This window comes from Parageobacillus sp. KH3-4, assembly GCF_022846435.1.
Lineage (GTDB): Bacteria > Bacillota > Bacilli > Bacillales > Anoxybacillaceae > Parageobacillus > Parageobacillus thermoglucosidasius_A.
This window is the reverse complement of sequence record NZ_AP025627.1, coordinates 944,118-956,503: the sequence shown is the minus strand read 5'-3', so window position 1 is coordinate 956,503 and position 12,386 is coordinate 944,118. Positions and strand designations below refer to the sequence as shown.

Genomic DNA, 12,386 nt, shown 5'->3' with positions numbered 1-12,386 from the left:
AATATCGCTCACTCTGTTTTTTCTGGCTGAACAACTAAATGCAATTCTTCTAACTGTCGCTCGCTAACCGGGCTTGGCGCCTCCGTTAGCAAACAGCTTGCACTGGCCGTTTTTGGAAACGCGATCGTATCGCGCAAGTTCGTTCGTCCCGCTAACAGCATAACAATGCGGTCCAATCCAAGCGCGATGCCGCCATGTGGCGGGGTGCCATATTCAAACGCTTCTAGCAAGAACCCAAATTGTTTGCGCGCTTCCTCTTCCGTAAATCCTAGGGCGCGGAACATTTTTTCTTGCACTTCCCGTTCGAAAATACGCATCGAACCGCCGCCAAGCTCATAGCCGTTCAGCACCAAGTCATACGCTTGCGCCCTTACTTTTTCCGGACTTGTCTCTAATTGCGGCAAATCTTCGCGAACTGGCATGGTAAACGGATGATGCGCCGCGTAATAACGCCCATCTTCTTCATCGTATTCTAATAGCGGCCAGTCGACAATCCAAAGGAAATTAAATTTTGTTTCGTCAATTAAGTTTAAATCCTTTCCAAGTTTTAAACGCAACGCGCCAAGCGCATCAGCGACAACTTCTTTACGATCGGCGACAAACAGCAATAAATCGCCGGCTTCTGCCATAAGCGTTTCGACAAGCCCACTTTGTTCTTCTTCCGTGAAAAATTTGGCGATTGGCCCTTTCAATCCGCCTTCTTCCACCTTCAGCCATGCTAGCCCTTTTGCACCGTAACGTGCAACAAATTCGGCTAGCGCATCGATATCTTTGCGAGAATATGTATTTGCTGCCCCTTTGACATTAATCGCCTTCACTTGCCCTCCGTTTGCAACGGCACCTGCAAATACTTTGAAGGAAGAATGTTTCACGATTTCTGATACATCTACAAGTTCTAAACCAAAGCGGGTATCCGGCTTGTCCGAACCATAGCGGCTCATCGCCTCATCATAAGACATGCGCGGAAATGGAAGGGGAACTTCGATTCCTTTTGCCACTTTCATCACATGCGCCATCATCCGTTCCGTTAACTGCATAATATCTTCTTGACTCATAAACGATGTTTCAATATCGATTTGTGTAAACTCCGGCTGGCGGTCTGCGCGCAAGTCTTCATCGCGAAAACAGCGAGCAATTTGATAATATCGTTCAAATCCGGCCACCATCAACAGCTGCTTAAATATTTGTGGAGACTGCGGAAGCGCGTAAAACTCGCCGGGATGAACGCGGCTTGGCACTAAATAGTCGCGCGCTCCTTCTGGCGTGCTTTTCGTCAAAATTGGCGTTTCCACTTCCAAAAAGCCTTCTCCGTCTAAAAAGTCGCGAATGGCTTTTGTCACACGGTGCCGCAATTGCAAAGTGCGAAACATCACCGGGCGGCGCAAGTCTAAATAACGATATTTAAGGCGCACTTCTTCGGCTACGTCTGTTTGATCGGCGATGGTAAACGGCGGTGTTTTGGCTTCGTTAATGATCGTTACGCGTTCTGCTTGAATTTCAATTTTTCCAGTTGGAATATTTGGATTGATCGTTCCCTCGTCGCGGGCAACGACGGTTCCTTCCACGCTCAGCACGTATTCATTCCGCACTTTTTCCGCTACATTTAACGCTTCTTTCGATACTTCCGGGCTGAACACAACTTGCACGATTCCCGTCCGGTCGCGAAGATCGATGAAAATTAATCCGCCAAGGTCGCGGCGCTTTTGCACCCAGCCTTTTAAAACGACTTTTTCGCCAACCGCTTTCTCGGTGATCTCCCCGCAATAATAAGTCCTTCCAAACACGCCTGCAATCCCTCCTACGACAATCGTTCTTTTAAATAGTCTACGACAGAATGTAGCGGCACTTCTGTTTGCTCTCCTGTGCTCATCTCTTTCATGTTGATTACTTCTTTCGCAAGTTCATCATCGCCGAGAATCGCCACAAATTTCGCGTGTAAGCGATCCGCCGCTTTCAATTGCGTCTTTACTTTCCTGTCTTGATAATCTTTATCAGCGACAATTCCCGCTTTCCGCAGCTTGTGAACAAGCCGCACGGATTCCTCTTTTGCTTTTTCGCCAACGGCAACAACGTAGCAGTCAATGCCGCGGCTAATCGGCAGCGCAACTCCTTCCGCGTCTAAAGCGGCCAACAGCCGTTCAATGCTTAGCGCAAACCCAATCCCTGGCGTTTCTGGCCCTCCTATTTCTTGCACTAAGCCGTTGTAGCGGCCGCCGCCGCATAACGTCGTAATCGCGCCAAATCCTTCCGCATCGCTCATAATTTCAAACGTCGTATGGTTGTAATAATCCAATCCGCGCACGAGACGAGAATCGACTTCAAATGGGATTCCCAATTTCGTCAAGTAAGCTTTTACTTTTTCAAAATAACGGCTTGATTCCTCGTTTAAATAATCGAGAATCGATGGCGCTGTCGCCATTAATTCATGGTCACGGTCTCTTTTGCAGTCTAAAATGCGAAGCGGATTTTTTTTCAGGCGGACTTGGCAATCTTCACAAAGCTCGTGAATCCGGTTTTGGAAATGATCGATCAACGCCTGACGATGCGCCTTTCTGCTTTCTATGTCTCCTAAGCTGTTAATGACTAGCCTTACTTTTTTCAATCCTAATGATTGGTACAACTCCATCGCCATCGCAATGACTTCTGCATCAATCGCCGGATCATCGCTTCCAAGCGCTTCAACGCCGAACTGAACAAATTGGCGAAACCGCCCTGCCTGCGGCCGTTCATAGCGGAACATCGGACCGATGTAATATAACTTAATTGGCTGATTCGGATCGCCGTACATTTTGTTTTCAACGAATGAGCGAACCACCGGAGCGGTCCCTTCCGGACGAAGCGTCATGCTTCTTCCCGCCCGGTCTTCAAACGTATACATCTCTTTTTGTACAATGTCGGTCGTATCGCCGACGCCGCGTAAAAACAATTCCGTATGTTCAAAAATCGGCGTGCGAATTTCGCGATAATTGTAACGCCTGCAAATATCCCGCGCTATTTTTTCGACATATTGCCATTTTTCCGCTTCACCAGGCAAAATGTCTTGCGTTCCTCGTGGAATTTGAAAAGCCATGACAAACCTCCTTACACCCAAAATAAAAACGCCCTTCTTCCCTATATAAAATAGGGACGAGAGCGCTATTCCCGTGGTGCCACCCTAATTGAAGCAAAATGCTTCCGCTTTTTACCGATAACGCATGTTTCGCGTTCCCTTTTACTGGCACAAACGGTACGTTCAAAGGGAAACCTACGGAGTGTCTTTCGTTAAGTCATCATGGAGAAATGCTTCCAGCCTAAGGCATTTCCTCTCTGGCCATGTGTATTCTTAACTACTTTTCTCCGTCATTGGTTGTTATTATGTATAATTTTTGTAATTTATCTTACGGATAAACATTGGTTTTGTCAAGTTTTAAGAACGGGAGATTTGCTTTTTTAGTTTTTGTACATCTCTTAACGTTAATCCAAACTCAGACGCCAATTCAAACGCCGTATGTTCCGCCTCTTTTTGCATAAATTCATGAAAATCAATAGAAAATAATTCGTTTGCTTTTCGCTGCGCAAATTCCCCTTTAGCGCTATGTCGCATTTTGCTCATCCTTCCTCTTCCATATCTTTTTTTATTTTTCCCAGTTAGCCAAAAAATAAAAAAAAATTTAGGCTACTTGGGAAGGATGGCGTGTTAAGATATAAAAAAACGGGCGAACATTATTTGTTCCCCGCTTTTTCCTTGCTTTCCACAATCAACGTAACCGGACCGTCATTAATTAGTTCCACTTCCATCATCGCGCCAAACTTTCCTGTTTCCACCCGAATGCCTTTTTGACGAAGCGCTTCGTTCAACGCTTCATAAATTGGCAAAGCATGATCCGGCTTCGCCGCCTCCATAAAGTTCGGGCGCCGGCCTTTTCGGCAATCTCCATACAAAGTAAATTGCGACACAGATAAAATTTCTCCGCCAACATCCAGCACGGAAAGGTTCATTTTTCCAGATTCGTCCTCGAAAATGCGCAAATGCGCGATTTTATCGGCGACAAACGCCACGTCTTCGATCGTATCGCTATGAGTGACACCGACAAGAAGAACGAGGCCGTGGCCAATAGAACCGACAGTTTCGCCATTCACTGTCACTTTCGCACGCTTTGCTCGTTGCACTACTACTTTCATCTCACTTTTCCTTTCTAATTGTTCATAATTCGTTGCACTGAGTAAATATCGGAAATTTGCTTGATTCGGTCGACAACCTTTTGCAAATGGCCAATATTGCGAATGGCAATCGTCATATGAATGGTCGCGATTTTATTGCGATGATCGGATCTTCCCGAAACAGCGGAAATATCCGTTTTTGTTTCATTCACTGCCTGCAGCACTTCGTTTAGCAATCCGCGGCGATCAAATCCGGTAATTTCAATCTCCACGTTATATTCGCGATTGGATTTCGCATCGCTTTCCCATTCCACCGAAATTAAGCGGTCCGCCATTTCCTCCGGCTGCACGTTGGGGCAATCAACGCGATGAACCGAGATTCCGCGGCCTCTCGTAATGAAGCCGATAATTTCGTCGCCGGGAACCGGATTACAGCAACGCGACAGACGAATAAGCAAGTTGTCCATCCCTTGAACGCGAATGCCGCAATCGCGTTTTTTCGCGATCGGCATCTTTGCTTCCGGCATCGTTTCTGTCAATTTCTTCTGTTGTTCTTCCAAATCGCGCTGCTTTCGCCATTTTTCTGTTAAACGGTGAGCAATTTGCGCAGCGGTAATGCCATGAAAACCGACAGCGGCGTACATGTCTTCTTCGTTCGAAAAATTAAATTTTTCCGCAACGCGCTTGACGTTTTCCGCTGTTAAAATTTCTTTGACATCAAATCCGAGGCTGCGAACTTCTTTTTCGACAAGCTCTTTTCCTTTTTCGATATTTTCTTCGCGACGTTGTTTTTTGAAAAACTGGCGAATTTTATTTTTCGCATGTGACGTTTGTGCCAGCTTCAGCCAGTCTTGGCTTGGCCCATAGGAATGCTTTGATGTTAAAATCTCGACAATGTCGCCTGTCTGCAGCTTGTAATCAAGTGGCACCATTTTGCCGTTGACTTTGGCGCCGATCGTTTTATTGCCAATTTCCGAATGGATGCGATAGGCGAAATCAATCGGCACCGAACCGGCCGGCAATTCAATGACATCCCCTTTTGGCGTAAACACAAACACCATATCGGAGAATAAATCCATCTTTAATGATTCCATAAATTCTTCCGCATTGCTCGCGTCATTTTGCCATTCCAAAATTTCCCGGAACCACGATAATTTTTCTTCAAACGAATTTGGCTTAATTGTCTTTCCTTCTTTATAGGCCCAGTGAGCGGCAATGCCAAATTCAGCGATTTGATGCATTTCAAACGTGCGGATTTGCACTTCCAGCGGCTCGCCTTTCGGGCCGATTACCGTCGTGTGCAGCGATTGATACATATTCGGTTTCGGCATCGCGATGTAATCTTTGAAACGCCCCGGCATCGGCTTCCAACATGTATGAATAATGCCTAACACGGCGTAACAGTCTTTAATGCTGTTCACGATAATGCGGACGGCAAGCAAATCGTAAATTTCGTTAAACTGCTTGTTTTGCATGACCATTTTGCGATAGATGCTGTAAATATGTTTCGGTCTTCCGTAAATTTCGCATGGAATAGAGACTTCGTTCAACCGTTCGCGCACTTCTTGAATGACTTCTTCCAAATATTGTTCCCGTTCGGCCCGCTTCTTCTTCATCAAGTTAACAATGCGATAATATTGCTGCGGATTTAAGTAGCGAAGGGCGGTGTCTTCCAGTTCCCATTTAATTTTTGAAATTCCAAGGCGGTGCGCCAATGGCGCAAAAATCTCCAACGTCTCATTGGCGATTCTCCGCTGCTTTTCAATCGGCAAATGTTTCAACGTCCGCATATTATGAAGGCGGTCCGCTAATTTAATTAAAATGACGCGAATATCTTGCGCCATTGCCAAAAACATTTTCCGGTGGTTTTCCGCTTGCTGCTCTTCTTGAGATTTATATTTAATTTTCCCTAGCTTCGTCACGCCATCAACGAGCATCGCCACTTCACTGCCGAATTCCCGTTCCAAATCTCCCTTCGTCGCTTCCGTGTCTTCAACAACATCGTGCAAAAATCCGGCCGCGATCGTGGCGGGATCCATTTTTAAATCGACTAAAATGCCGGCGACTTGAATCGGATGAATAATATACGGCTCCCCAGATTTGCGATATTGATCGCGATGAGCGCGGTCGGCAAATTCATACGCCTTCTTAATAAATTCGACATCCTTTTCCGACAAATAACGGCTTGCCTGCTCAAAGACTTGTTCCGCTGTTAACACCTGTTCGTTGGCCATAGGATCAAATCACCTTTGCGTATAATAAAAATCATATATTGATTACTATTATCATGAAAAATTTTTTTCATGTAAAGAGTTATGCAACGCGCCTCGTTGAACTGCAAAACAACCGATAAGTTAATAAGAAAGAGCACTCTCTGGAGTGCCCTTTTTATTTCTTAATTGTAACGAAATAATCTCATCATGTCGATGGTTAGAATTGCATAAGCGTTAAAATATCGTAACCTTCTAATTTTTTGCGCCCTCCCAGCTCAGTAAGCTCGATCAAAAAGGCAATGCCGGCGACGACGCCGCCAAGCTGTTCGACAAGCTGAATCGTCGCGCGAATTGTTCCGCCTGTCGCCAATAAATCGTCTGTAATTAATACCCGTTGTCCTGGCTTAATCGCATCTTTATGCATCGTCAATACGTCTTTCCCATATTCAAGCCCGTATTCGACACGAACGACTTCACGCGGAAGCTTTCCTTCCTTGCGCACCGGGGCAAACCCAACCCCAAGCGCATACGCAACAGGGCAGCCAATAATAAAGCCTCGCGCTTCCGGACCGACAACAATATCGATTTTCTTTTCGCGCGCGTATTGAACAATTTGGTCTGTTGCATATTTATACACTTCGCCTTTATCCATCAATGTGGTAATATCTTTAAACATAATCCCCGGTTTAGGGAAGTCAGGAACAATTGTCACATATTGTTTCAAATCCATTATGCATTTGCCTCCTCATATGTTTGCGAACCTTTCATTTCAAAAAGACAACGCTTTAATTGTTCATATGTTGAATACAAAAAAAGACTTTCCAGCTCATACTGAGCTTGTTTCAAGCGATAAGTCGGTGATTCGCTTAAATCTCGTTTAGCTGGCTGAGGAACAAGCGACACGATGCCATCCCGTTGCGTAATAAATTCCAGTTCAAGAAACACTTTCGCCATAAACCAGATGGTTTCTTCCGTCCATCCACGCGCACGCGCCAACTCTCCGCCGTACTTCGCCAAATTAAACATGCCCTGTTTCCGCAAAAACGCGTAAAACCATTTAAAATGTTCACGCGTCGGCAACGTGCGGAAAAAATGAGTCTCCCTTTGATAGAATAACGCATAAATGCGCGCAGGTAAACTAGAACGTAACAACATTTTTATGATTTCCAAAGACGGAGGCATATCCAGCAGGACAACGTAGCGGCCATCTAAACAAAGCTGCGATGCTTCTTCCACTGAAGCGGCGTAACAAATTTCTTCTTTATATGTTTCGATCCCTAACGCATCCGCCGTATCTTCGCGAAACATAATGAGCATCCGCTTATCTGGCGGAAGCGCCGCAATCAGCGGTCTTACATCGCGCATACCGCGAATATCAAACAGCTGGCATTCATGCACCGCCATATCATAAATCATCAACTGCGGCTTGCGAAGATGATTCCACTCATTAATAACTAACTCGCCAACAACCGATACTTTCGCATCTGGAGCGATTTCATCGCGCAAATACCCGAAGCCGAAACCAACGCTATCAATCGCAGCGCCATTTTGCGCAAAAACGGCCTTTAAATGCGATTGATCAGCGCCGACGCGGCGTATCGTTTCCACTGACACATTTTCCATTAAAAAAAGAGGCTTTGCATTACCGACGCCAAACGGAGCAAATTTTTCAAGCTGTTCGGCTACCTCCATCGTTAAATCAGATACGGAACAAACCGCGTCAATCGACGTAATTGGCGTAAAATCATCTTCTGTCAACATATCGTCGGCGAGCGCGTTAAGACGCTGGCGCAATTCGTCAACGTCCTCAAGAGACAGCGTCATTCCCGCCGCCATCGGATGGCCGCCAAAATGCGGCAAAATATCGCGGCATGCCGATAAGCTAGAAAATATGTCAAACCCGTGAATGCTTCGCGCCGAGCCTTTCGCGATGCCTTTTTCTGCATCAACGCTTAACACGATCGTCGGGCGGTAAAACTGTTCGACCAGCCGGGATGCGACAATGCCGATGACTCCAGGGTTCCATCCTTCTTTTGCCACCACAAGCACTTTATTCTCGGATGGCGGAAATTGTTCCCGTATCATTTGCGCCGCTTCTTCCGCTATTTCCGCGACAAGCTGCTGCCGCTCCCTATTTAAATCATCCATTTCTTTCGCAAGCCTTTTTGCTTCCTCTTCGTCCTCCGTCATTAGCAATCTTACGGCAGGATCGGCTTCCCCCAATCGCCCGACCGCGTTCATCCGCGGCGCAATGACAAACCCCACCGTCTGCTCGTCGATTTTTTCTGCGTCTATTCCACATTGTTTACACAACGTACGCAATCCAATACGTTTTACATTTCGCAACTGCTCAAGCCCTTGCGCCACCAATATTCGATTTTCGCCAGTAAGGGGAACGAGATCGGCGATTGTTCCAAGTGCGACGACATCCAATAAATGGCGCGGCACATCCCCGAGCAGTGCATGCGCAACTTTAAACGCCACTCCTACCCCGGCTAATTCCCGAAACGGATATGTACTTCCAGGCTTTTTCGGATGAATAATTTCATACGCTTCCGGCAACGCCGGCCCCGTTTCATGATGGTCTGTAATAATGACATCCATTCCAAGCTCATTGGCAAGCGCTATTTCCTTCACCGCGGCAATGCCGTTATCGACCGTAATAATCAAAGAAAACCCTTGCTCCTTTGCCCAACGAAACGCTTTTTCATTCGGACCGTATCCTTCGGTAAAGCGGTTGGGGATATAAAAATCAACAATAGCGCCAGCTTCCTTCAAAGCGCTGACCATTACCGTCGTGCTGCTTACACCGTCTGCATCATAATCACCATATACTAAAATACGCTCCCCATCCTGTATCGCCTGTTGAATCCGCTCGATCGCCCGCTCCATTCCATCTAGCAAAAACGGATCATGAAACGGCTGTTTCAGCGGATATAAAAACGCATTTGCTTCTTCTGCCGTACGAACTCCGCGATGGACAAGAAGCGTTGCAATAAGCGGATCGATCCGCAATTGTTCCACTAAATGCTTTACAATACTTTCATCGGGGCGCTTCACATCCCAACGTGTTTTCGCGATTAACATGTATCCCACCTCAACTCTTCCTATTATACCAAAATGAAAAAAAGGGTGGACAATGAAGTTTATTTGTGTTTAGAAACAAAAATGCTCCATGTTTCCATGGAGCATTCTCGGTTGGCAGCTCTTTCTTTCATTACACTTGCGGTTCTAGTTCTTTTTCCGGGCGTTTTTTTGCTTTTCCTTTTTTCAGTTGGTTTCCTTTCCAAACAACCCATAATTGCGCGGCGATGAATAAAGAAGAGTAAACACCGCAGACCAAGCCAACGAAAAGGGCGATATTAAAGTTGAAAATCGCTTCGCTGCCGAAAATCAACAGAGCAACAACGGTAAAGATCACCGTCAACACCGTATTAATGGAGCGGGTAAGCGTTTGTTGCAACGCTCTGTTGACGATATGTTTCAAATCATCGACCGTTTTCACTTTGCGTTTTTTCATTAAATCGCGGACGCGGTCGAACGTAACGATCGTATCGTTAATCGAATAACCAATAATCGTTAACACCGCAGCAATAAACGTTAAGTCGACTTCCAAACGAGTGAGGCTGAAAAACGTAATGATGAAAAACGCATCGTGAAGCAACGCTACGACCGCAGCAAGCGCCATATATATTTCAAAACGAATCGTCACATAAATAATAATCCCGATGGACGAAATGAGCACGGCAATAAATGCATTGCGCGCCAATTCTTTTCCAACAACCGGAGATACGGTGCTGACATTCGGCTCTGAACCGTAATGCTGTTTAAAATGCGTTTTTAGCTCGGCGATTTCTTTTTTGCTTAACACGCCGATAAACCGAGCGACACCGACATTATTATGATCACCTGATAACACGATATCTTCCGGCTTTAAGCCAAGCTTTTGAAACTCGTCTTTTAGCTGCTGAACATTGATAGGCTTGTCGCTCATCACTTCTACGCGCGTACCGCTCGCAAAGTCGATGCCGAGATTAAGCTTCATCGTCAATAAAGCGATAATGCCAACCACCGTCAGCAAACCGGAAAAAATGAAAAACTTTTTGCTATGTTTTACGAAGTCTAAACGGTCAAATTTGGTCGGCACTTCCGTGTCTTCCGTTGTTTCGGCAATATTTAAGATTTCCGATTTCTTCACGCCGAAATAGCCCGGTTTGTTATTTAAAATGCGGCTGTTGACAAGCAAGCCAAGCAGCAGGCGCGTTCCGTACACCGCGGTGATAAAGCTCACCAAAATACTGATGATCAGCGTTGTTGCGAACCCTTTTACCGAGCTTGTCCCGTAAATAAAGAGAACGACACCTGCAATAATCGTCGTAATGTTCGCATCAAAAATGGTCGCAAACGACCCTCTGTTTCCAGAACGGAACGCCGACATAATCGATTTGCCAAGCTTAATTTCCTCTTTAATCCGCTCATACGTAATAATGTTAGCATCAACCGCCATCCCGACGCCTAAAATAAGGGCAGCGATTCCCGGCAATGTCAACACGCCGTTCATCCAATCAAAAATAAGCAAAGTAAGGTAAATATAAACGGTTAATGTAATGACAGCGATAACCCCTGGCAAACGATAAAACAAAATCATAAAGAGGAAAATCGCCGCAACTCCGACAATGCCGGCAAAAACGGTTTTTTGCAGGGCGTTTTGGCCAAACTGCGCCCCGACTGATGTCGAGTAAATCTCTTTTAATTCCACTGGAAGCGCGCCGGCATTCAGCAGGTCGGCCAATTGTTGCGCTTCCTTCACGGTGAAGTTACCCACGATCGAGACATCCGTTTGGTTAAATACTTGGTTGACCGCTGCCGCGGAAATAAATTTTGGATCTGCTTTTCCCGCTTCTTTCTTGTAAGAATCTACTCCTTCTTTAAAATCAAGCCAAATGACCAATAAATTATTTGGCGGCCCCATTTTATATACTTTTTCCGTCACTTGTTTAAATTTATCCGCGTCTTTTAATTTAATCGCGACACTCGGCTTTCCGTTTTCGTCAAATGTCAGCTTTGCTCCGCCTTGCACAAGGTCGCTGCCATCCATTAACACGTGATCATTCACGTCACGAAACGTTAATTTCGCTTGTGTCGACAAAATTTCGCGAGCTTGGTTTTGGTCTTTTACACCAGCAAGCTGCACGCGAATCCGATTTTTTCCTTCTATTTGAATGTTCGGTTCGCTGACGCCAAGCACGTTGATCCGTCGGTTTAACGCGCTCACTGTGCTTTTTAACGTGTCGTCATCGATTTTGTCTCCTTTTTTCGCCGGTTTCACTTCATAAAGCACTTCAAAGCCGCCTTGTAAATCAAGGCCCAATTTAATATTATGTACGATTCCTTGAACCGTCGGCCCCATTACCCCTGCCAACAGCAAGAGCAACAGGAAAAACGCGACAATGCGACTGCGTTTTACCATAATAAAAAAATCCTCCTTCAACTCTTCTTGCCGCTCTTCCTTTCACATTCCGCCAGACAAACGTTGTTTTCGTAAAAAAAAGCAAGGCTGATAGCAATGAACGGTGATTGCCGGCATCAGACCTTTCTCCATACTCATTCCCATTATGAAGCAGCAAACGGAAACTGTCAATTTTCTACATCACTATAATAATTCCTTTAATAACGTTTCTAAATCATCATTTTCTGAAGAACGCTGTTCTTTATATGACTGCATCGTGACAAACGACATGTATTCGCCGATTTGCAGCGACAAAATATCGTTGACAAGCTCAAATAGCTTTTTTTCTTCTTTGAAGTTTTTCCACTTTTTTTGCACTAAACAATCCCATATTTGCTCCATTGTCACTTGGTTATAGCCAAGCAAGCGAAATTCATCATACTTGCATTGCAACGCCGGCATTAGTTGTTCACGCAATTCATTTTGTTTCTCCTTTTCCATTCTTTTCCCTTCTCCCCTTGATAAAATCCGTCATCATCCTTGTCATGCTTGTTTATATGGACTGCATATAGTTAATTGTATAA

The 12,386-nt window shown here is 45.4% G+C and carries 9 protein-coding genes and 1 other annotated feature; all 9 genes read right to left on the bottom strand.

Annotated elements, in window-relative coordinates; genetic code table 11:
* Positions 1 to 8 precede the first annotated feature (8 nt).
* Positions 9 to 1,784 carry an aspartate--tRNA ligase gene (gene aspS, locus MWM02_RS04840; RefSeq protein ID WP_244403061.1) on the bottom strand — a complete coding sequence of 592 codons (1,776 nt, stop codon included), beginning with the start codon at positions 1,782 to 1,784 and terminating at the stop codon, positions 9 to 11.
* Positions 1,785 to 1,798: 14 nt separating this feature from the next.
* Entirely contained in the window at positions 1,799 to 3,070 is a 1,272-nt protein-coding gene (gene hisS / locus MWM02_RS04835; RefSeq protein ID WP_244403060.1) for a histidine--tRNA ligase, read from the bottom strand.
* 49 nt (positions 3,071 to 3,119) lie between these two features.
* Positions 3,120 to 3,352 (bottom strand) — a binding site (T-box leader).
* A gap of 54 nt (positions 3,353 to 3,406) precedes the next feature.
* The gene (locus MWM02_RS04830) at positions 3,407 to 3,592 is read right to left on the bottom strand and encodes a hypothetical protein (protein WP_064549721.1); all 186 of its coding nucleotides are present in this window, start codon (positions 3,590 to 3,592) and stop codon (positions 3,407 to 3,409) included.
* Positions 3,593 to 3,702: 110 nt separating this feature from the next.
* Complete coding sequence (gene dtd, locus MWM02_RS04825) at positions 3,703 to 4,161, bottom strand: D-aminoacyl-tRNA deacylase (RefSeq protein ID WP_064549720.1); 459 nt, start codon at positions 4,159 to 4,161, stop codon at positions 3,703 to 3,705.
* Between the two features lie 14 nt (positions 4,162 to 4,175).
* Positions 4,176 to 6,374 (bottom strand): RelA/SpoT family protein, encoded by a 2,199-nt coding sequence (locus tag MWM02_RS04820; RefSeq protein ID WP_064549719.1) that lies wholly within the window; start codon positions 6,372 to 6,374, stop codon positions 4,176 to 4,178.
* Positions 6,375 to 6,570: 196 nt separating this feature from the next.
* Positions 6,571 to 7,083, bottom strand: a complete 513-nt coding sequence (locus tag MWM02_RS04815) for an adenine phosphoribosyltransferase (RefSeq protein ID WP_003248934.1) — start codon at positions 7,081 to 7,083, stop codon at positions 6,571 to 6,573.
* Positions 7,083 to 9,440: a single-stranded-DNA-specific exonuclease RecJ gene (recJ, locus tag MWM02_RS04810; RefSeq protein ID WP_064549718.1), complete on the bottom strand. Its 2,358-nt coding sequence runs from the start codon at positions 9,438 to 9,440 to the stop codon at positions 7,083 to 7,085. Before recJ ends, MWM02_RS04815 begins: the two co-directional genes overlap by 1 nt.
* 130 nt (positions 9,441 to 9,570) lie before the next feature.
* Positions 9,571 to 11,823, bottom strand: coding sequence for a protein translocase subunit SecDF (gene secDF / locus MWM02_RS04805; RefSeq protein WP_064549717.1), 2,253 nt, complete (start codon positions 11,821 to 11,823; stop codon positions 9,571 to 9,573).
* Between the two features lie 183 nt (positions 11,824 to 12,006).
* Positions 12,007 to 12,303 carry a post-transcriptional regulator gene (locus MWM02_RS04800; protein WP_244403059.1) on the bottom strand — a complete coding sequence of 99 codons (297 nt, stop codon included), beginning with the start codon at positions 12,301 to 12,303 and terminating at the stop codon, positions 12,007 to 12,009.
* Positions 12,304 to 12,386: the final 83 nt, after the last annotated feature.

Coding starts and splice junctions, on each gene's coding strand:
- hisS (WP_244403060.1), bottom strand. CDS start 3,070: ATGGCTTTTCAAATTCCACGAGGAACGCAAGACATTTTGCCTGGTGAA.
- recJ (WP_064549718.1), bottom strand. CDS start 9,440: ATGTTAATCGCGAAAACACGTTGGGATGTGAAGCGCCCCGATGAAAGT.
- MWM02_RS04830 (WP_064549721.1), bottom strand. CDS start 3,592: ATGAGCAAAATGCGACATAGCGCTAAAGGGGAATTTGCGCAGCGAAAA.
- MWM02_RS04820 (WP_064549719.1), bottom strand. CDS start 6,374: ATGGCCAACGAACAGGTGTTAACAGCGGAACAAGTCTTTGAGCAGGCA.
- secDF (WP_064549717.1), bottom strand. CDS start 11,823: ATGGTAAAACGCAGTCGCATTGTCGCGTTTTTCCTGTTGCTCTTGCTG.
- dtd (WP_064549720.1), bottom strand. CDS start 4,161: ATGAAAGTAGTAGTGCAACGAGCAAAGCGTGCGAAAGTGACAGTGAAT.
- MWM02_RS04815 (WP_003248934.1), bottom strand. CDS start 7,083: ATGGATTTGAAACAATATGTGACAATTGTTCCTGACTTCCCTAAACCG.
- MWM02_RS04800 (WP_244403059.1), bottom strand. CDS start 12,303: ATGGAAAAGGAGAAACAAAATGAATTGCGTGAACAACTAATGCCGGCG.